The sequence below is a fragment of the Leeuwenhoekiella sp. ZYFB001 genome (assembly GCF_011784865.1).
GTDB classification, from domain to species: Bacteria; Bacteroidota; Bacteroidia; order Flavobacteriales; family Flavobacteriaceae; genus Leeuwenhoekiella; species Leeuwenhoekiella palythoae.
Genome location: NZ_CP050460.1, coordinates 3,875,019 through 3,896,357, shown reverse-complemented (window position 1 = coordinate 3,896,357; position 21,339 = coordinate 3,875,019). Strand labels below are relative to the sequence as shown.

The window sequence follows — 21,339 nt, the reverse complement described above, 5'->3', positions numbered from 1 at the left end:
TTGAAATATAATTATAGTAAGTTTAAAAGTTAAAAATGTTAAACTTTTAAATCAGGTGTACGATTCGGTGAGTCATTAAAAATTGGCAATTCTTAGGCCCTGAAAATACTGGTGCTCACAGATTAGTTCGAGTCCCGTCCAGACCGCATAAAGCGCTTCATTTGAAGCGCTTTTTTTTATTTACACCTATTTCAGATAATTTAATCCTATTTGAATTCTGCTACTTCAGAATATTGACCGGGTTTTTCTGCTCGTCAATTGCAACAAATGTGAACTCGCCTTGAATGGCTTTTTCACGATGTTCAGAATACATTTGTTCTACGTAGATCGAGACGCCTACTTTTAGACTTTTGGTTCCTAAATGAATGATCTGACCTACAAGCTCAATGATAGTCCCTGCAGGAATAGGCTTATTAAAGTCGATTTTATCACTACTTACAGTTACCACAGTTTGCCGTGTAAATCGGGTAGCCGTAATAAAGGCCACCTCATCCATCAGCTGCATCGCAGTGCCTCCAAAAAGCGTATCGTAATGGTTTGTAGTATTCGGAAAAACCGCTTTAAATATTCGGGATTCGGCTTTTGCTATGCGTTGCTCTAAAGTCATTGGTATTATAGGATTGTAAGTTTATAGCTTAACTGATTGCATCAAAAAATATTGTGACTTAAGAATGCTGAATATGCAATACGAATGCTAGCTTCTTTAAAAAAAAGAGAATTAATTTTATTTAAATCTTTTAGGCTCCGGAAGCGGAACGTATTCTTCTGAATCTCCTGGTATTTTAGGGAATGCTTCTAAATTTTGTTCTTTCCAGTTGGTTTTCGCTTGCTCTAACACGGCTTTATCTGAGCTCACAAAATTCCAAAACATAAAGCGTTCTTCTTCAAAGGGCGTACCTCCAAACAAATACAAGGTCGTTGCTTGAGTAGTCTCAAAAGCACATAAAGAAGCCTTTTTCGCCACGAGCAATTGTTTGGTTCCATAGGTATTTCCTTCAATACGCACTTCCCCTGACAATACATACATCGCGACTTCGCCAAAAAGCCGATCGCCAATAGCTATTCGCGCGGCATCTTCGGTTTGTATTTCGATAAAAAACAACGGACTATGCACCGGCACGGGTGCTTCCTTATCCTTGATTTTTCCAGCAATTAATTTGTAGTGTATTCCGTTTTCTTCCCAAGCAGGTAAGGCTTCTTTTTCAATATGAAAAAAGGATGGCGCTCCCTGCTCCAGAGCTTTGGGTAAGCCTACCCAAAGCTGAAAACCGTGCAAAAACTTTGATTCGTCTCTTAAATATTCCGGGGTACGTTCAGAATGCACCACTCCTTTTCCGGCGGTCATCCAGTTTACCGCGCCCGGTTTAATCTCCACAGCATTTCCTAAACTGTCGCGATGAAAAATACTTCCTTCAAATAAATACGTTAATGTGGAAAGCCCAATGTGTGGATGCGGTGGAACATCAAGATTTTGATACTCTTTTAAACACGCAGGCCCCATATGATCTATAAATAAAAACGGACCTACCGCACGCTTTTTTCTAAACGGAAGCAAACGCCCCACCATAAAATTCCCGATATCGGCCGCTTTCTCTTCGATGACCAGCCCAACGTTAGATTGCATTTTTTCTTTATTTAATTTAAATACTACTGAAGTATTAAAACTAAACAAGAATGGATTAAAACCCTAACAGCATTCCGCTTAAATCGATGGGTGCTTTTAAAATTATATGATTCCCTGTCGCGTAAGTTTTGCGATAAGATGGGTTGAGTTTTTTACATCAAACTGTACAAAAAGTTTACTCACGCGCTTGTCAAGCGAACTCTCGCTATTTGGCTTTACGCCGGCTTTAATGAGGCGATCACGTATTTCACGCTTACTAAAACCTTCGGCCATATCTTTGATCACAAGAAGATCTAGTTCTTCTAATTCTACCACATTATGCTGCGTATTCCAGTCGATCTGAGGAGAAATAAAAATCTCATCATTACAAACCGCATAAACCGCTTCTACCAGTTCGTTAAGACTTTTTCTCCCTTTGCAGACATAACCATTGATCTGATCTTCTTCAACCAATTTTTTTATTCTCACCGGATTATCCTCAACCGAATTCACAATGATCTTAAGGTTAGGGTCAACCTTTCTCACAGCCTTTATAAGTTCGTACCCAGAAGTTAGTTTACGAGGCAGCGTACCGGGTTTAAATGACAGATCTGTAATCAAAAGTTCTATAGGCGCGCCTTCGTTTAAAGCCACTTGCACCCTGCTAAATGCAGTATCGCAATACAATGCCTCTTGAATTTCACTAATGGCCATACGCTCTTTAAGGGTATCTACAATACTCTTATTATCTCCTTGAAAATCTTCGGCAATCAGTATTTTTTTAAACATCAACAGCGGCTTTTAAAACGGAATTTTTATGTGGGAAGTAAACCCAGATTGTTCTTCGGTCTCAAAACTAATGCTTCCTCCTATGGCTTCAATACGCTTTTCCGTAATGCGCAACCCGTTTTTAAGCTGAAGCGCTTCGTGGCTTGCTCCTTTACCGTTATCTGAATACATGATTTTTAGATGTTTGGAGTGCATTTCAAACTTTAATGTCACGCGTTTTGCCGCACTATGCTTGCGCATATTCAACATCAACTCCCGTAAGATCTTGTATAACGTGATCTTATTTACCGGTCGCACCAAGTCCCAGTCTATCTTGTGAAAACCTAAAAGCAGCAAGTTAGTGTCCTGCGGAACTTGAGACCGAAGCATCAGCGACAAAGCGTCTTTAAAACCTGCGCCCGTATCAATATCATTGAGGCTTCGGGAAAAATCCCGACTTTGATTGTAGAGCTTTTCGAGCTGATCTAAAATGGCATCTATATTTTCTTGCCGCTGCAGCAAAAGCATTGCAGTATTGAGTCCAGATCCAAAATCGTCGTGCAGTCTTCTGGAAATAGCGGCTTCCGTATCATAAATGGCGCTAAGCCTTTCTATATTATGCTGAATTCTGAGTTGGCGCGCTTTGTAGCGCTGTACGTAATAAATCAATAAAATCAGTAGTATCGCAACTACTAAGGCCGCGATGATCCAAAGTTTAGTAAACCGTTCTTGAGCGAGTTCTAATTCTCTGAGATTTTTTTCATTCTCTAAGCGTAAAATAGACTGTTCTTTTAATTCATCGTCATATTTATACTTGGCAAATTGCGTTTTTACTTTAAGCTCGCTCTCATACAAACTGTCTCGTAGTTTGATATAGCGTTCCTTAAGTGCGGCATTTTGAGGCTCTAATTGCATTTTGAACACTAAAACCTCGAGTTCGCCTCCTGATGAATTAATCTCTTTAGCCTGAATTTTAGCACTATCTAAATATGCCCGTGCGAGCTCAGGTTGAGGCTTGAGATAAAACTCGCTTAAATGCAGGTAGCTAGAAATGATCCCGCGCTTATCATCTTGAGATTTTCGAATTTCTAGCGGTTTTAGAAAATCCTGTGGTTTTACAAAAACTCCTGAAGACCATCTGGCATAAGTGAGATTGTCCAGAACTCTGGCTTGAGTGGTTTCTGAATTTGCAAGCGTATCTAGCACAAGAGGTTCTAGAATTGCAATCGCTTTTTGATACTTTTCTAAATCAATATAAACGGTAGCGTAGTTATTTTTATAAACAGAAAGATTGGCTTTAGGCGCCTCTTTTGTGATGTTTGCGTAAAATGCCAAAGCTTCCTCATAGTTATGCAAATGTCTGTGACTTTGAGCTATTCTATCCATCGCAGACCAATACGTCACAGAATCAGTTTCTTTTTTTATGTACTTTAAAGCTTCGGTCAGGGTTTCTTTACTGCCAAAATAATCACGTTTCTTATATTGTATACCCCCCATATTCAAGAGTGCAGTTCCTGTTCCACTACTGTCTTCCGCCTGTTGATAATAGGTTTTTGACCGGTTATAGCGTTTAAAAGCGCTATCTGATTGATGTTTTACTAACTCAAAGTAATATCCTAAAAGGTAATGCTGCATCCCCATTTCTTTGGGCGCAGTATTAACAGCCGCATTTTTTTGCATTACAGCATCATAATACACCAAGCTATCATACTGTCCCAATGTATAATGCAACCAGTTTTTGTTATAGAGAATTTTAGTATAAAGTGGGTGCTTAGGTTGTTCTCGAACACCTTCAAATGCTCGATTGGCAAATTCCAAACGCTCTTGCATGCTGTATTGCGCTTCCCGGGCTTCATTGTTATAAAAAGCAATGGAGTCTTTGTTTTTAGAAGTAGGATCTAAATGCTCATTAGATTGGGTACAGGCACAAATCCAAATCAGGGGCAAACAAAGTAAAAGTCTAAACAAAGGGGCTAATTTTAGTCTAAAGCTACTAAAAAGGAATCACCCCGCTATAATAATCAAGCACTCTTGATGTCAAAAGATAAGCATATCTGGCGTTTGTTAAGTTTATACGGGCGTTGTCAAGATTGTTTTTACTCGTGATATAGGCCACACTGGTAGAAACTCCCAGATTGAATTTCACTTCATTAATGCGGAAAGATTCTTCATAAGCCCTTACTTGATCCTCTAAAAAATGATAGTTTTTAGACGCTGCTTGTAGATCAGCATAGGTTTTTGAAATGTTCTGTTTTAAGGCACGTTTGGTCTGCTCTAAAACCACCGAAGCTTGATCGCGATTTACTTTTTGCAATTGCACCGCATTCTTTGCCTGAAATCCATTAAAAATGGGAATACTCACCGAAACACCCGCGGTACTATTCAGGTTATTATTAAACTGATCAGTGTATGAAATAGGCAACGCATCAAATAAACCTTCTTGTGTAAAAACAGCATAATCTGTTCCCGTAACGGTTACAAAATCTCCGGTTTGTACGGTTTGCGTTCCGGCATCCTGAAACAAACGCGCAGCGCTGGAATAATTAGTGCCAAAATTTGCAAACAAACTGATCTGCGGAGTGTATTGAGCGCGAGCGACCGCAACTCCTTTTGCTGCTGCTTCCTCGCGTAATTCTTTAGATTTCACCGAAGCGAGATGTCGTAAAGCTGCTTCATAAACGCCGTCTGCAGTTTTTTCCCGAGGTTCAAAGTCGAGTAAAAGTACTAGTTGAGAAGCTTCTATAGAGCGCTCTGTGCTCAGTAAAAATTTTAGATCTGTAAGTGCATTGTTCAGACTGTTATTAGCATCATTTACCGCGCTTTGATCTAAAGCGACCTGACCCTGCAAATCGTGATAAGCCACAGGATCACCGGTTTCTTCTTCTTGTAATTTATGAAGTCGGTTAAGTTGTTCTTTTGAAGTGATCAAACGTGTTTCGGCGAGTTTTACCAATTCTCTAAAATTGAGCACCTGCAAGAAATTTAAGGTTACATCTAGCACTAAATTCTGGCGTGCTTCTTCAATTTCCATTTCGGCGGCAGCCTTATTGAGTCGGTTTTGCTTTAGCGTATTTAAAATTCTAAAACCGTCAAAAAGGGTTGTATTAATACCAAGTCCGGCGTTAGAATAAGTCAGCTCCTCATTCACATAACTGTTTGTAAACGGGTCGATACTTCGCCCGTTGCTCAGCCCCAAATTATAATTGGCATTTACTGACGGAAGCAGCGCATTGCGGCTTTGCTTAAACTGAATGGTTTCGGTTTCTGCGCGTAGCCCGGCAGCTTTTAAATCCAGATTATGAGTCAGCGCGATTTCTACGCACTCTTGCAGACTGATGTTTTGCGTTTCTTGTGCAGTTAACGTGTAGCTGCAAGCACAAGCTATAAAGGCGAGCTTTAGCGATTTGATAAACATACTAAAATTGATTGATGATGAATTTTACCAACAGCCCTAAATATGCCTAAGACTGTTGGTCTGTAATATTCGGAAAAGGTTGATTAGGCCTTGGTTTTGCTTCCGTCTAAAAGGTGAATGATTCGGTTGCCATATTCGGCATTCGCTTCAGAATGCGTGGCCTGAATGATCGTCACCCCTTCTTGATTCAGTTCTTTAAAAAGCTGCATAATTTCTTCCCCTTGCTTAGAATTGAGGTTTCCGGTAGGTTCATCTGCCAGAATGAGTTTGGGTTTTGCAATCAAGGCACGTGCGATTCCCACTAGCTGTTGCTGACCGCCGCTCAACTGACTGGGAAAAAGGTCTTTTTTACCGACAATATTAAAGCGGTCGAGCATATCTGCTACCAAAGCTTTGCGCTCTGAAGACTTGATATTTTTGTACAAAAGTGGCGTTTCTATGTTTTCATAAACCGTCAATTCATCAATTAAATGGTAGGCCTGAAACACAAAACCAATGTATTCCTTATAAAGTTTAGAGCGGTGCTTTTCCTTTAGTGTATGTACCGACTCGTCCAGGAAATTATATTCCCCTTCCTGAAATTCGTCAAGCATCCCGATGACGTTGAGCAAGGTTGACTTTCCCGAGCCCGAAGGTCCCATTATCGAGATAAATTCGCCTTCTTCTACCTGAAGACTGATGTCATTTAAAAGGAAAACACGTTTTCCTCCTTGTTTGACCCACTTGTAAATATGATTGAGTTGTAAAAGCATAATATATTATTAGTTCTGTCCTTATGATTATTCGGTTCTCAGTGCTTTTACGGGATTAGCGATTGCGGCTTTTAAAGTTTTAAAACTCATAATGAGTACTGCAAGGACCATCATTCCTAATCCGCTTAAGGCGAATACCCACCAGCTCATTTCGGTTTTATAGGCATAATCTTCAAGCCACTGATGCAATCCCCACCAAGCGATAGGCAGCGCGATCACATAGGCTACGACGACCAGTTTTAAAAAGTCGGTACACAGCAAGGCGTTAATTTGTAAAATGGAAGCTCCCAGCACTTTGCGAATCCCAATTTCTTTGGTGCGCCGCGTCGTAGTATGAATCACCAATCCCAATAATCCCAGGCAACTGATGAGCACAGCAAGACCGGTGGCCCAGTTGAGTAAGGTTGCAATACGTTGCTCTTGCTTATAAAATCTTGAAATGCTCTCATCTACAAACGTGAGCCTAAACTCCTCTCCGGGATACACCTCTTGATAAAGTTGCTCTACTTTTGCGCTGGTATTTTGCCAACTAGAAGATGTACCGGTAAGTTTAACGTGCAGCGTTCTAAAGTTGGTTCGGCGATCTCGGCTGGTATCACCGGTAAGCATCAGCGGCATCACTTTATCTTTCAGCGAGCGCTGATTAAAATCCTGCATCACTCCAACGATCAATCGTTGATGCGAATTGAGTTCAAGATATTGACCAACAATTTCCTCCGGATCTTTAAAACCAAAAGCACGCATTCCGGTTTCATTGATCACATATTCTTCGATGGTATCATTAAGCGCTGGTCTTCCGGCAAGCAATTCGATATCATAAAGTTTCAGATATTCGGTATCGCCATTTAGAATTTGTAGTTCCTGAATAATCTCCTGACCGTCTTTTTTAAAAATTCCCATTCTAGTTGCCATATTGAATGAAGCAGGCGGCATTCCACCCAGACTCACGTTTTGGATCTCAGGAATACGCTTCAATTCTTGTTCTAAAACAAGCCGTTTATCTATTGAAAAATCATCCCAAGGCGTTTGCAGATAAGCAACAGCTTCGGTATTAAACCCTAGATCCTGATGCAGCATATAATAGATTTGCTTACCTACAAGGAGTGTGGCGATCACAAAAACCTGTGCAATCGCAAACTGAGAAACGGTTAACACCTGACGCAAAACGCCCTTTTCTTTGCTGCTCGAAACGCTTCCTTTAAGCACGCGTGCCGGTTTAAAACGGGACAACACGACGCCGGGATAGAAACCCGACAATAAGGTGATCACGATGACAAGTACGACAACTAGTGCCGCAAACCAAGGAGTCAGCATAAGACTCAGCTCAATTCCTTCTGCCATAAAACTATCAAAAGCCTTAAGCGCTAAGACGCAAAAAACAATAGAACTTAAAGCGGCTATAAGCGTGAGCAGAAAGGTTTCGCCTAAAAACTGAAGCACCAATTGACGCTTAGAGCTTCCCATAGTTTTGCGAACTCCAATTTCTTTAGCACGGCTTGCTGCCTGGGCCGTGTTCAAATTGATAAAATTGATGCTTCCCAAAAGCAACAGGAAAAGCGCCATAAAAACCAGGCTTATCAAAATACCTTTATCAGCTTCATAACCCGAATAGTTATAGGCACCGTACTCGTGATCAAAATGCAGGTCAGACAAGGCTTGTAGGTTGAACGTTCGCTTATTTTTGTACTTGACCATATCATCATCAACATGCGCTTTGCTTAAAGCGGCTAAGTGTGTTTTGATTTGCTCAGGCGTGCTGTTCTGCGCAATCTTGATGTACAATTGGGAAGCATTATTGGTATTTCCCCATTCATCTCCTAAAATCTCATCGCTGCTTTCGGTTTGCTTTGCGGTTTCTAGCGAAATAAATTCATTAAAGTTCAAGTCGGTACGCTTATCATAATCTTCAACAATCCCGGAAACAGTTGCTAAAATGGTTCCGTTATAAACCAAAGCTTGTCCCATTACAGCTGCTAAAGGCATATTCGGAAAATATGCTTCAGCACGCTTTCGGGTTAACACCACACTATTGGGTTGCTGCAGTGCCGCTGCTTTAGAACCGGCGATCCATTTGTATTGAAAAATGTCAAAATAGCTTGTTTCGGTAAGAATAATGTGTTCTGGATCTTTAAAAGCCTGCTTGCTTGTTTCTGCCTTTGCTTCCGAAATCCACCAATTATAAAAATAAGCCGATTGCTCAACACCTGTGAGTTGCTCCTTAGCAGCGATGCGCATCGGCGGGGTTACCCCTCCATTTTTTAAGCTGCCCTGCGGTGTTTCAAAATCGGTTACCACACGATAAATGCGATCGCCATCTTCGTGAAAGGTATCAAAGCTAAAGTCATAATACACCATGAGTCCGATCACAAACGAAGCACTTAGGCCTATGGCCAGACTAATGACATTAATCGCTGAGAAAAGTTTGTTTTTCCAGATGTTGCGCCAAGCGATTTTGATGTAGTTTTTAAGCATATTATTGTTATTACTATTCTGTTCTGAGTGATTTTACGGGATTAGCGATTGCGGCTTTTATGGCTTGAAAGCTTAGGGTGATTAGTGCAATTCCTAGCGCCAAGGCACCCGCGGCAAAAAACACCCAAACCGGAATCGCAATTCGATAGGCAAAATCTTGAAGCCACTGATTCATCGCCAGCCACGCAATAGGCACTGCCAGTACCAAGGCTATTACAACAAGTTTTAAAAAGTTCATCGCCAGTAAACGTACGATGCTTTGCACACTAGCGCCTAGTACTTTGCGCACGCCAATTTCTTTAGTACGCTGCTGTGCTGAAAATGCAATGAGACCAAATAACCCTAAACAGGCCACGAAGATCGCTAGTAATGCAAATACGGTAAACAGTGAAGCCAAACGCTGATCTTCCTGATATGCAAATGCCAGATCTTCATCTAAAAAGCTGTATTCTAACGGAGCGCTTTCAGAATAACGCTTCCAAAGTTGCTCTACTTGATCTAGGGTAGTTATGATGTTTTCTCCTGAAACTTTAAGCGTGATATACGACACTCCTGAATCGTAACTTTGTGAAGCTTCAGAAAATAGGGCAAATGGCTGAATGGCGCTGTGTAGAGACTCAAGATTAAAATCCTTTAAAACCCCTACCACCGTGTAATATTCCATATTACCGCCCGGGTAACGGATTTGCTTGCCAATTGGATTTTCCCATCCTATTTGAGCCACAGCAGTTTCATTGAGAAGTACAGAAAGTGAATCATTAAATTCTTCTTGAAAAGCCCTTCCTTCAACCAATTCGAGATCTAGTGTTTCAATAAACTGATCATCTACAAGATAAGAGCCCAAAGAAATATCGGACGCTATATGAGGTTCATCTGGTGTGGCTTTCGGCACATAAAAATCTCCAAATGCTCCACGGGTCAGCATATTTGACGAAATGCTCACATGCTGTATTCCCGAAATGGTAGCAAGTTCTTTTTTAAAGGAAGTCACAACAGTACCTAAGCGCTCTGTATTATTAATCACCAAAATATTTTCCTTATCATAACCTAGGTCTTTTTGTTGCGTATAATGCAGCTGCGTAAAAACAATAAGCGTACAACTAATAAGTGCGATAGCAATACAAAACTGAAAAACTACAAGTCCGTTACGTACCAATCCTGTGTTTTTAGAAATGTTTCCTTTCCCTTTTAAAGCCCTGATAGGATTAAAAGAAGTCAGGAAAAATGCAGGATAACTTCCTGCTAAAAATGCTGTTAAGAGAACTATCGCCAAAACGAGCAGCAGTAATTCAGCATTGAAAAAAGCGTTGATAGAAATTGCTTTTCCCGTAAGTGCATTGAAACCTGGTAAGATCAGAAGGACAATCGCAAATGCAAGAAGCGTTGCAAAAAAAGTGTAGCACGCTACTTCGGTCATAAATTGCTTTATCAGTTGAGACCGTTGCGAACCTAAAACTTTACGTATCCCGATCTCCTTACTGCGTTTTACCGATTGTACGGTTGACAGGTTCATAAAATTTACGCAAGCAAGTATCACAATAAACAGAGCGATGATTCCTAGAACATAAAGGCTTTTGATATCGTGCTGCTCGGTGATTGATGAAGTTATATCTTGAGAATACAAATGAATATCTGCAAGCGGCTGTAAGTGTAATTCCCAGTAATTTCCTTTTTTCAAAAACGCATCAAATGGCTGACCAATGCGTTCAAAAGCCGGCGCTGCCTGTACACGAAGCATCTCCGGCAAATGAGCCTCAAGTTTAGCTAGACCCTCAGGTTTTTCGCTGGCCTGTTTTGTAAGTTTTATATAGGTAGCCATATTGAGCCAGACCCAACTCCAATTAAAATAACTCACCGCTTCAAAATTGGCAACAGGCATCAACATATCAAACTTCACTGATGCAGGATAGTGTTCTAAATCGGTGAGTACGCCGGTGACTTGTAGCGGTTTTTGCTCCTCTCCGTACAGCAGGGTTTTTCCTAGTGGATTCTCTGTGCCAAAATATTTCTCAGCAATTTGAGGCGTGATTACTACACTATTGGGTTGCTGCAAGCAAGTGTTGGCATTACCAAAAAGTAATGGATAATTAAACACCTCTAAAAAATTAGGGTCTACGGCTAGAATCTCTGACTCATTAAAAACTTTTGGGCTGTTACCCTGTGTATACGCAATGGTAGCATCATCTGGCTGAAAAATGCGCGTAGCACTTTCAATCTCGGGGAAATTGTTTACCAAAGCTTCACCTGCAGGTGGTGGTGTATACCCGGCATAAAAACTGTTGTCGCCCATTTTCCCTCGCATATTTACACGGTAAATACGCTCTGAATCCTTAAATACAGTGTCGTATTTCAGTTCGTTTTGAATATACAGCGCAATAAGCATCACAGATGCCAGACCAATAGTCAACCCTAAAATATTCAAGAAACTGTTAGTCTTGTATCTTAGGATATTCCGCCAGGCGATTTTGATATAGTTTTTAAGCATATTATTGTTATTACTATTCTGTTCTGAGTGATTTTACGGGATTAGCGATTGCTGCTTTTATGGCTTGAAAGCTTACAGTAAGCATCGCTATGAGCAAGGTGATTCCGCCGGCTAATGCAAAAATCCACCAGCTCATACCTGTTTTATACACAAAATCCTGAAGCCACAATTGCATTACATACCAAGCTAATGGGATCGCCACTACTGCCGCTACAATCACAAGAATTAGAAAATCTTTCGACAACAAACGCGTGACCTGAAACACAGAAGCTCCTAAAACTTTACGAATTCCTATCTCCCGTTTTTTCAATTGCGCCGCATAAGTGGTTAGTCCGAAAAGTCCCAAACAAGACACCAGGATCGCAATCACCGAAAAGATGTTAAACAGTTTTCCGGTGCGTTGATCTTCGCGGTACATCTTTTCATAGGACGCATCTAAAAAGGAATAGTCTAACGGAAAATCAGGAGTATATTCTTTCCATAGTTCTTCGAGCGCGGCGATAGTCGCTGTAGTGTTCGTTCCTGAAGTTTTGAGATATACACGATAGGCGTCGGGAGCATAATACATAACTGCTGGGCCAATATCGCTTTTTAAATCTCTAAAATGATAATCTTCAACAACGCCTACAATGGTGCCTTTGGTTTCGTATAACTCTAAATTTTGACCCACGGGATTGGTCATTCCCATCGCTTTAGCCGCGGTTTGATTGATGATAAAATGTGTAGAATCTGTACTGATGCCTTTAAAGTTTTCTCCGGCGATCAGATTCATCTTTAAAAGCGGAATAAACTGCTCATCTATCGCCATTGGTGTTACAACCAACTCGTGATCGACTTCACCTGCGCCCCATTTGATGTCTCCAGTAGAATTTTGATTATCAATAATAGGATTAGAAGCAAATGAAACACCTGTGACTCCCGGAATGTTAGTCAAACGTTGCTTTACCGTTTCGGCGTGTTCTTGCATACTGCCACTCATCCAAAAGTTAAGCACCTGACTGCGATCATAACCGGGATTCTTTTCGGTTAAAAAATCAAGTTGACGGCCTATAACCAGCGTACCTATAATAAGCATCACCGAAAACACAAACTGCACGGTAACCAAAACTTTCCTTAGCGTTCCGCGGCTAACGCCTCCTACTTTCCCTTTTATGGCTTCTAAAGGTTTAAAAGAGGTAAGCATCAGTGCAGGATAAATGGAAGAAACCACTAACGTGATTATAAAAATCCCCAAGATATACAGTGGCAGTGGCCCTTGAATCAATTCTAAATGCAACGACTTTCCGGAAAGCTGGGTGAACTTAGGTGCTAAAAGAAAAGCGAGCCCAATAGCTAAAAAGATCGCTATACTGAAAAACAAGATCGACTCTGCAATAAACTGCCCAAATAAACTGCGTTTACCTGCACCTATGATCTTACGAATGCTCACTTCTCGTGCCCGCTGAAGAGCTCTTGCAGTAGCGAGATTCACATAATTGATACAGGCAATCGCTAGAATGAGTAACAAAACAATACCAAAAATCTTAACCGTGTTGATTCCTCGTGGTTCGCCTGCTGAATTATACAGATTCATCGCGGTAATAGGCTGTAAATAATAGGCTGCTTTATCATCAAACAAGTCGGCATTAGGATCATTTTGTTGTTGAATTTGCGTAAGTTTTTGGGTAACTGCAGCAACATCATCTACAGATCGCAACTCGAGATAGGTGATATAATTAAAGTTTCCCCAGTCGGTATCTAAAGATTTCCAATACTTGCTGTTCGCGTAACCGGCTTTAAGCGATTCCATCGAAAAAAACAGCTCATAGGCAACGCTCGAATTTTCCGGTATATCTTCAACCACACCGGTAATAATGTAGTTTTCTTGATGATCTGCCTCTATGGTTTTACCAACGACATCAGTGGTTCCAAAAAGCTTTTCAGCAATAGCTTTTGTAAGCACCACTGCATTGGCATCGTTAAGCAGATCTCCTTTGTTTCCTGCTAAAAGTTTCCGCTCAAAAAGATCAAAAAACGCCGCATCTACGTAAGCTCCGGTGAGCTCATAATCGGTATTACTTACAGTATAGAGTCGGTTTGACCAATTTTGCCGAAGTCGAACTGCACGTTTAACCTGAGGAATATCGCTTAAAGCATACGCTGCCACCGGACCTGTTGAAGAGCCCCAGGTTTGAACAGTACCACCGCTTTTGATGTTACTCGAAACTCTATAGACCTGATCATGATTGCCGACAAAACTGTTATAGCTCAATTCTGACTGAATCCAGATTACGATAAAAATGGCAATGGTAAGTCCTATCGTGAGCCCCAACAAACTTATAAGGTTGTAGAACTTATCTTTTTTAAGATTCCGCCAGGCGATTTTGATATAATTTCTAAGCATGTTTGTTGGTTTTCTGTTGATTGATTTCCTATTCCGTTTTTAGCGATTGGGTAGGATTTTGAAGTGCGGCTTTTATGCTCTTAAAACTTATCGTAGCCATTGCGATAAAAAGCGTGATGCACGCGGCTAGCACAAATTGACCCAACTCAAGATCCACGCGATATGCAAAATCCTGCAGCCATTTTTGCATTAAATAATATCCTATCGGAAACGCGATCAGAAAGGCGATGGCAACCAACTTGATAAAGTCTTTGGCAAGCAGACCAACTATTTCAGCAACGCTGGCACCCAACACTTTACGAATACCTATTTCTTTAAAGCGTTGTTCGGTGGCAAAGGTGATCAAGCCAAACAAGCCCAGACAGGCCACAAAAATGGTTAGCATCGTGAAGATGCTTAGAATCACTCCCATTTTTTCTTCTTTGCGATAGGTTTCCTCAAAAGAATCTTCTAAAAACGAATAGGTAAAAGCTTGCTCAGGATTGAATGTTGTCCACTTGTCTTCTGCAAAATCGAGAACTCCCGCGACGTCGGCATTCTTGGTTTTTACGATCAAACCGCCGTAAGGATTGTACGCCAAGACCAAAGGGTCGATCTTGCTGTGTAAGGATTTAAAATGAAAATCTTTAATAATTCCTACTACCGTTAAACGTTCATTTTCTGCATCGGCTGCGCGTTCAAAAGTTGCACCTATAGGATTTTCGCCTAGCCCTAAAATTTTAGCTGCCTGCTCGTTCAAGATTACTTTATCAGATTCATTTTTTAATTCCGTTGAAAAATTGCGTCCCTCAATCAATTCCAGTCCCAACGTGGGGATATACTGCTCATCTACATCATAAAAGAAGAATTTTCTCAGGTAGGTATTATTCTTAAAAATTCCGCGCAAATGATTGTCTGTTTCTCCCGCAGGAACAAAAGCCGATCTGCTTATACTGGCAATTCCGGGATTTTGAAGTAATTCTTCTTTATACGCATTTACACGTTCTGATCCCATTTTATAAGCATCTCTCAGCACGATCACTTGGCCTTTCTCATAGCCTAATTTTTTGTGCTGAATGAATTGCATCTGTTTATATACCACGATCGTAGCAAGAATCAAAGAAGCCGAAATCACAAATTGAAAGATCACCATCCCGCTTCTCAAGCTAGTACTGCGACCGCTACGCGCAATTTTATTGGTGATGGCCGCCAGCGGTTTAAATCCAGACAACACAAACGCCGGATACGCCCCTGCAAAAAGACTTATACCAATGATGAAAACCACAAGCAGCAGGATGTTTTGAACCGAAATAAAATCGAGCAGCGCAAGTTCTTTTCCGGCCAGCGTATTGAACGCAGGTAAAAGCAAGACGATGATGCCTATCGCCAGAAGCGTTGCAAAAGTTGTAGTGAGTATAGATTCGGTTAAAAACTGCGTGATCAATTGCTTTTTTGCCGAACCTAACACCTTACGAATACCTACTTCTCTACTGCGTTTTGTTGCAGTTGCCGTAGCGAGATTCATAAAATTAACGCAGGCAATCAACAACATAAATAACGCGATCGCACTAAAAATATAGACGTATTTGATATCTCCAGTGGGAGACAGCTCGGTGTTCGGACTAAAATCTGAGTGTAAGTGAATATCAGTAAGTGGCTGTAAAAACAAGCCCAACTTATTGTTCTGCTGAAATTCTTCATAAGAAATCCCGATAGCCTGCTTGACCTGATCCCCTATATATTTTTCTAAAAGCGCAGGAATTTGTGCTTCCAGCTGTGCCAAGTCGGTCTCCGGCTGAAGCTCTAAATAAGTCGCAAAACCTGAGGTTACCCACGAATTTGATGTGCTGCGCGTATTGTGCTGCATCGGTATAAAAGCGTCAAACTGCAGATGGGTGTTTTGTGGAAGATCTTCGAGCACTGCGGTTACTTCGAGCGCTGCTTCAATATCTTGAAATTGGATGCGCTTCCCTATAGGATTTTCTGTGCCAAAATACTTCTTAGCTTCAGATGCGGTAAGTATAATGCTGTTGCGATTTTCAAGCGCTGTTTTAGGATTTCCTTTGAGAAAATTCAAATGGAATAATTCAAAGAAATTAGGATCTACATAAGCGGCTTTCAACTCTTCATAGCTGGTATTCTTGTATTGCACCTGCGGATTGTACACCATACTCAATCGCGTGGCATTTTTTACTTGCGGAAAATCTGCTTTAAAGGATTTGGCCACCGGAGCAGCAACCATGGCTTCTTTGAGTTCCTCTCCGTTTACGTTTCCGCGAAGCACAACACGCGCTAAACGATCGGCATTATCAAAAGACTGCTCGTAGCTCAACTCATCCCAAACATAAAGCGAGATCATCAAGCAACTAGCAATCCCAATGGCAAGACCACTGCTATTCAAAAAGAACAGGGATTTGTCTTTTTTGAAATTCCGCCAGGCGATTTTGAAATAGTTTTTAAGCATAACTGATGTTATATTGGGAGTGATGAAGTCCCGTTTATTTGATTGATTTTCGGCAGTTGCCGATTGATGAATGAATCCCCGTAAGGAATTTTAAACTTCTAATGTTTTGCTTTTATACTCGGTCAGCACATTTTCGGTTACCTTTTGACCGTCGAGCATCCTGATGATGCGGTGGCTGTATTTGGCATCGTGCTCACTGTGCGTAACCATAATGATCGTCGTCCCGGCTTCATTGAGTTCGGTGAGCAGATCCATTACTTCATTACCATTGCTGCTGTCCAAATTTCCGGTGGGTTCATCGGCAAGTATGAGTTTAGGATTATTTACCACGGCTCGTGCTACGGCCACACGCTGCTGCTGCCCTCCAGATAATTGCTGCGGAAAGTGTTTACGACGGTGCATGATTTGCATTTTTTCGAGAACTTCGTCTACACGCTTTTTACGTTCTGCAGGTTTTACGCCGGTATAGATCAACGGAAGCTCTACATTTTCAAAAACGGTGAGTTCGTCAATGAGATTAAAGCTTTGAAAAACAAAACCGATGTTGTGTTTGCGCAAATCGGCACGTTTGCGCTCATTAAATCCTGCTACTTCAATTCCGTTGAAAATGAAACTTCCACCGTCAGGATCGTCTAGCAAACCAAGGATGTTAAGCAAAGTTGATTTACCGCAACCCGAAGGCCCCATCACGGCTACAAATTCACCTTCCTGAACTTGAAAAGACAATTTGTTTAAGGCGATGGTACGCACTTCTTCAGTGGCGTAGTATTTCTCTAAGTCTGTAATTTTTATCATTAGGAAACGATTAGTGTTAATACTGTGATGATTAGTGTTGTCATAGGTTTATATTTTAATCCTGAAGTACCAATTCTTGCACTTCTTCGTAGTTGTCATAACTGCTAGTGATCACGCGATCTCCAGGTTCTAAGCCACTTAAGACTTCGTAATATTCGGTGTTTTGACTGCCTAGCGAAATGTCTGCTTTATACGCGGAAGCTCCGTCTTCACTTACTTTAAAAATCCAATTTCCACCGGTTTCTTGAAAAAAGCCGCCCTTCGGGATTAACAGCGCTTGTTTTTCCTGACTTAAAGCTACACGAATTTGCAGCGTTTGCCCGCGACGAATACCTTCAGGAACTTCAGATTCAAATTCCATATCTACCTGAAACCTTCCGTTTGTTACTTGCGTGTATACTTTTTTGATGACCAAAGTGTAGCTCTTTCCGTCAAAATCAAAGCTTCCGGTCTGACCGGTGTAAATTCTGGAAATGTAATGCTCATCGATATCTACACGCACCTTATACCCGCTCAACACATCTATTTGCCCCAGACGCTCTCCTTTATTTTTAGACTGACCAATTTCAGCATCCAGCGAAGTTAATTGCCCATCAACCGGCGCTTTCACCACAAGATCGGCTACTTTGCGACGCATCAACTCCAAGGCGTTTTGTGTACGCTGGTACGAACTGCTCACTTGATTTTTTTCCTGTTTTACCGCCAATGAATCTTGCTCCAAAATCTGCTTGGCAAGTTGCATACGCTCTTTCTGGTAGTTGTAATCATTTTCAGATTTAATCAAATCCTGACGCGCGATCGCATCCTTATCGTAAAGTTTTTTGTTGAGTTCGTATAAACGCTTGGCTTCAATAAGACTGTTCTCAACATCGGTATATTGATTGAGTTTATTGATGGTATTTTGGCGCGCTGCGTTCTGCGAAATCTGCATCTGCGTCAGCAAATTATACACCTGCGTTTCTTGATTGACCAAACTCAATTCTAAATCGGTATTCGAAAGCCGTAAAATGGGTTCGCCTTTTTTCATAATCGCCCCATCTTCAACAAACTTTTCCTCCACGCGACCACCCTCTAAGGCATCGAGATAAATAGTTGTGATAGGCATCACCACCCCATTCACCGGGATATTTTCCTGAAAAACACCTTGCGTCGCAGTGGCAATACTTATGCGTTCTTTTTGCACATTGAGTTTTGCATTTCCGGTAGTGGATAGAATCACAAAAAGGATAAGCACCACGATACTCATAGCACCAACGATCATCAGTATTTTAGAAGTTGTAAAACGCTTTTTTTCTAAAGGGATGTCCATAAATAAATTGTTTGCACCTTCTAGTTAAGCAATACTGTGCCAAAAGTTCAAAAACTTGATTTACAGTGTTTTAATCGATGAGTGCGATTTTAAAGTGTTCGGTTTCGATACACTTCATGTACGGCTGTGATACAGTTTGTTAACCTGCAGAAATAAGTCTTTTAATCCCAAAAACTGAAGCCTTATAAATTGTAATATTGTACGTATGCAACTCAAAGACGCCCATATATTAGTCATTGATGACGACGAAGATGTGCTCACCGCGCTACGCCTTTTGCTCAAACCCAAAGTAAAACAGGTGGTCGTGGAGAAAAATCCTAATGCGCTGCAAGGACTCCTCAATGCGCAGGATTTTGATGTTGTTATTCTCGATATGAATTACAACGGACTGGTAAATACCGGCAACGAGGGTATATTTTGGCTAAATAAAATCAAATCCTGGAAACCGGCTACAGACGTGATTCTCATCACTGCTTATGGCGATATTGATCTTGCCATACGATCGCTTAAAGAAGGAGCTTCTGATTTTCTCGTGAAACCTTGGAAAAACGAAAAGCTTCTTGATGCGATCAGTGAAATCCTAACTAAAAAACGCAAGAACAAAAACCTTAAAATCAAGCTAGATTCGGCGACAGAGATCATTGGGGAAAGCGAACCTATGCAAGAGGTTTTTGTAAAGCTGAAAAAAGTAGCGCCCACCGATGCTAATATTTTGGTTTTAGGTGAAAACGGTACCGGTAAAGATCTGATCGCACGTTCTATTCACGAAAATTCGTTGCGCAAAGACAAACCTTTTGTAAAAGTTGACGTGGGTGCGCTCACCGAAAGTTTGTTTGAAAGCGAACTTTTTGGTTACAAAAAAGGTGCATTTACTGATGCGCGCGAAGACCGAAAAGGACGTTTTGAAGCCGCCCACGGCGGAACTTTATTTCTTGATGAAATTGGTAATATTCCCTTACGGCAACAAGCGCGGTTGCTCACAGTTTTGCAAAACCGGCAGGTGACTCCGCTAGGTTCTAATGAGTCTGTAAACATAGACATCAGATTGATTTGTGCAACCAATCTTAGCCTGAAGGATCTCGCGGATGAAAACACGTTTAGAAAAGATCTTATCTACCGCATCAATACAGTCGATTTGATCATTCCGCCGTTGCGGGAACGCCAATCAGACCTTAGCTTACTCGCGCATTATTTTGTAAAAGTGTATGCCGAAAAATATGGCAAAGCTTCTTTTGAGCTTGATCCCGGCTTTATCAAAAAGCTTAAAGATCATCCGTTTCCTGGTAATGTACGGGAGTTGCAATATGCATTAGAACGCGCTGTTATTATGGCCGAAGGAGGAATTCTACACGCTGAAGACCTTGCTTTTTCCCCCATCGAGCAGCAGCCCGAAACTGAGCTCAAATTAAAAACGACCAATCTGGATGCGGTTGAAAAAAACACTATCCTAAAGGTGATCGAGAAAAACAAAGGCAACATTTCAAAATCGGCTAAAGAATTGGGTATCACGCGTACGGCTTTATACCGCAGACTCAACAAATATGACCTATAAACGCTATACCGCCGGACTCTTACTAAGGGTGTTGCTTTTACTGGCAGCGCTGGTGGTGTTGGCTTTTGGCGTCGTAAAGTTGAATACCTATGCGATACTGGCAGGAAGTCTCTCAAGCATCGTTTTGCTCTATTTTTTACATAAGTTTCTCATCAGGCGTTTTGTAGCGATGGATGATTTTTTTGAAGCCGTCAAGTACCGCGACTTTTCACGATGGTTTTCAGAAAAACACGGTCCGCAGGATCTTAGAAATTTGCATAAAGGCTTTAATTCGGTAAACAAAACCATCAAAGCCATCAACAATGAGCGTCAAGCGCAATTTGTATATCTTCAGAAAATACTGGAGATGGTTGATGTGGGCATTATCGCCTACAATTTAGATTCAGGCGCTATTCTTTGGGCCAACGAATCTATACTGAGTACGCTTGATCTTCCGGCGTTTAAAAACATTCATTTTGTTGAAAAAAGAAGACCAAAACTTTATGAGGAGCTTTTTGATACCTATCGTACCGAAGCGACTTCCATAAGTATTACGCTGAAAAATGAACATCTAAAAGTCTTGATCTCTGAAACGGTTTTTCAGGTAGAGGAAGATGCTTTTAAACTGGTTGTGCTGCAAAATATTGAAGACACACTCAATCAGAATGAATCTGATGCCTGGAAGAAATTACTTAGTGTGATGACCCACGAAATTATGAATAGTATCGCTCCCATTTCTTCCCTTGCCGAAACCCTACAACAGCATATCGCAGCTTCAAAAACCAATCAAGAAACTACAATTGATCTTGATGATCTGCACGCCGGTATCAGCAGTATCAAAAAGCGTAGTGAAGGCTTGATGAAATTCGCTAAAACCTATCGCAGCCTGAGTAAAGTCACACACCTCAATCTAGAAACGGTAAGTGTCAACGAACTTTTTAAAAACATAAATGACCTGATGCAGCCCACACTTGCAGACAAACCTGTGGAATTAAGCTTTGCCATGGATCAGCCGGAAATGCTTTTAGAAATCGACAGTTACCTCATCGAGCAGGTTTTAATCAATCTTATTCTCAATGCTATTGACGCCACAAAAACGGTGGCACAACCTAAAATTTATGTCAACGCCACGCAAAATGCTAAAGGTCGTGTACAACTGAAAGTTTTAGATAACGGTAGCGGTATTCCTGAGGAAATTAAAGAAAGTATTTTTATTCCTTTTTTCAGCACCAAAAAAACCGGTAGCGGTATCGGTCTGAGTTTAAGTAAACAGATTATGACCTTACATAAAGGAAAAATTCAGCTTAAAAGTGAACCAGATACGGGAACCGAGTTTACGCTACAATTCTGAAATAAGGCATAGTCTACCTGAGCATTTCGCCT

At 41.1% G+C, this 21,339-nt stretch carries 14 protein-coding genes; 2 read left to right on the top strand and 12 right to left on the bottom strand.

The features are described 5' to 3' along the window. Window positions 1–220 precede the first annotated feature (220 nt). The 12 genes from HCN54_RS16765 to HCN54_RS16710 form a co-directional block, all read right to left on the bottom strand. Window positions 221–607: an acyl-CoA thioesterase gene (locus tag HCN54_RS16765; RefSeq protein WP_167598701.1), complete on the bottom strand. Its 387-nt coding sequence runs from the start codon at window positions 605–607 to the stop codon at window positions 221–223. 117 nt (window positions 608–724) lie between these two features. Further along, window positions 725–1,624, bottom strand: coding sequence for a pirin family protein (locus HCN54_RS16760; RefSeq protein WP_167598700.1), 900 nt, complete (start codon window positions 1,622–1,624; stop codon window positions 725–727). 102 nt (window positions 1,625–1,726) lie between these two features. Next, entirely contained in the window at window positions 1,727–2,392 is a 666-nt protein-coding gene (locus HCN54_RS16755; RefSeq protein ID WP_167598699.1) for a response regulator transcription factor, read from the bottom strand. Window positions 2,393–2,404: 12 nt separating this feature from the next. Beyond that, the gene (locus HCN54_RS16750) at window positions 2,405–4,339 is read right to left on the bottom strand and encodes an ATP-binding protein (protein WP_167598698.1); all 1,935 of its coding nucleotides are present in this window, start codon (window positions 4,337–4,339) and stop codon (window positions 2,405–2,407) included. A gap of 25 nt (window positions 4,340–4,364) precedes the next feature. Then, the gene (locus HCN54_RS16745; protein WP_167598697.1) at window positions 4,365–5,786 is read right to left on the bottom strand and encodes a TolC family protein; all 1,422 of its coding nucleotides are present in this window, start codon (window positions 5,784–5,786) and stop codon (window positions 4,365–4,367) included. Between the two features lie 83 nt (window positions 5,787–5,869). Further along, complete coding sequence (locus HCN54_RS16740) at window positions 5,870–6,538, bottom strand: ABC transporter ATP-binding protein (RefSeq protein ID WP_167598696.1); 669 nt, start codon at window positions 6,536–6,538, stop codon at window positions 5,870–5,872. A gap of 27 nt (window positions 6,539–6,565) precedes the next feature. Beyond that, window positions 6,566–9,010 (bottom strand): ABC transporter permease, encoded by a 2,445-nt coding sequence (locus tag HCN54_RS16735; RefSeq protein WP_167598695.1) that lies wholly within the window; start codon window positions 9,008–9,010, stop codon window positions 6,566–6,568. Between the two features lie 13 nt (window positions 9,011–9,023). Then, on the bottom strand, window positions 9,024–11,495 hold the full coding sequence (locus HCN54_RS16730) for an ABC transporter permease (RefSeq protein WP_167598694.1): 2,472 nt from the start codon (window positions 11,493–11,495) through the stop codon (window positions 9,024–9,026). Window positions 11,496–11,508: 13 nt separating this feature from the next. Beyond that, window positions 11,509–13,878, bottom strand: coding sequence for an ABC transporter permease (locus tag HCN54_RS16725; RefSeq protein WP_167598693.1), 2,370 nt, complete (start codon window positions 13,876–13,878; stop codon window positions 11,509–11,511). Window positions 13,879–13,906: 28 nt separating this feature from the next. After that, complete coding sequence (locus HCN54_RS16720; protein ID WP_167598692.1) at window positions 13,907–16,321, bottom strand: ABC transporter permease; 2,415 nt, start codon at window positions 16,319–16,321, stop codon at window positions 13,907–13,909. Between the two features lie 90 nt (window positions 16,322–16,411). Further along, the gene (locus tag HCN54_RS16715; RefSeq protein WP_009778714.1) at window positions 16,412–17,116 is read right to left on the bottom strand and encodes an ABC transporter ATP-binding protein; all 705 of its coding nucleotides are present in this window, start codon (window positions 17,114–17,116) and stop codon (window positions 16,412–16,414) included. Window positions 17,117–17,171: 55 nt separating this feature from the next. Continuing rightward, window positions 17,172–18,425 (bottom strand): efflux RND transporter periplasmic adaptor subunit, encoded by a 1,254-nt coding sequence (locus tag HCN54_RS16710; RefSeq protein ID WP_167598691.1) that lies wholly within the window; start codon window positions 18,423–18,425, stop codon window positions 17,172–17,174. 205 nt (window positions 18,426–18,630) lie between these two features. Here HCN54_RS16710 and HCN54_RS16705 point away from each other — a divergent pair, with 205 nt between their 5' ends. Beyond that, window positions 18,631–19,977: a sigma-54-dependent transcriptional regulator gene (locus HCN54_RS16705; protein ID WP_167598690.1), complete on the top strand. Its 1,347-nt coding sequence runs from the start codon at window positions 18,631–18,633 to the stop codon at window positions 19,975–19,977. Further along, a complete protein-coding gene (locus HCN54_RS16700; RefSeq protein ID WP_167598689.1) occupies window positions 19,967–21,307 on the top strand; it encodes a sensor histidine kinase in 1,341 nt (446 codons plus the stop codon). The genes HCN54_RS16705 and HCN54_RS16700 overlap by 11 nt, the downstream gene beginning before the upstream one ends. Window positions 21,308–21,339: the final 32 nt, after the last annotated feature.

Bases quoted from the DNA above. Each gene is read 5' to 3' on its own strand.
- HCN54_RS16720 (WP_167598692.1), bottom strand. From the start codon at position 16,321: ATGCTTAAAAACTATTTCAAAATCGCCTGGCGGAATTTCAAAAAAGAC.
- HCN54_RS16730 (WP_167598694.1), bottom strand. From the start codon at position 11,495: ATGCTTAAAAACTATATCAAAATCGCCTGGCGGAATATCCTAAGATAC.
- HCN54_RS16735 (WP_167598695.1), bottom strand. From the start codon at position 9,010: ATGCTTAAAAACTACATCAAAATCGCTTGGCGCAACATCTGGAAAAAC.
- HCN54_RS16755 (WP_167598699.1), bottom strand. From the start codon at position 2,392: ATGTTTAAAAAAATACTGATTGCCGAAGATTTTCAAGGAGATAATAAG.
- HCN54_RS16740 (WP_167598696.1), bottom strand. From the start codon at position 6,538: ATGCTTTTACAACTCAATCATATTTACAAGTGGGTCAAACAAGGAGGA.
- HCN54_RS16705 (WP_167598690.1), top strand. From the start codon at position 18,631: ATGCAACTCAAAGACGCCCATATATTAGTCATTGATGACGACGAAGAT.
- HCN54_RS16715 (WP_009778714.1), bottom strand. From the start codon at position 17,116: ATGATAAAAATTACAGACTTAGAGAAATACTACGCCACTGAAGAAGTG.
- HCN54_RS16745 (WP_167598697.1), bottom strand. From the start codon at position 5,786: ATGTTTATCAAATCGCTAAAGCTCGCCTTTATAGCTTGTGCTTGCAGC.
- HCN54_RS16765 (WP_167598701.1), bottom strand. From the start codon at position 607: ATGACTTTAGAGCAACGCATAGCAAAAGCCGAATCCCGAATATTTAAA.
- HCN54_RS16725 (WP_167598693.1), bottom strand. From the start codon at position 13,878: ATGCTTAGAAATTATATCAAAATCGCCTGGCGGAATCTTAAAAAAGAT.
- HCN54_RS16710 (WP_167598691.1), bottom strand. From the start codon at position 18,425: ATGGACATCCCTTTAGAAAAAAAGCGTTTTACAACTTCTAAAATACTG.
- HCN54_RS16760 (WP_167598700.1), bottom strand. From the start codon at position 1,624: ATGCAATCTAACGTTGGGCTGGTCATCGAAGAGAAAGCGGCCGATATC.
- HCN54_RS16700 (WP_167598689.1), top strand. From the start codon at position 19,967: ATGACCTATAAACGCTATACCGCCGGACTCTTACTAAGGGTGTTGCTT.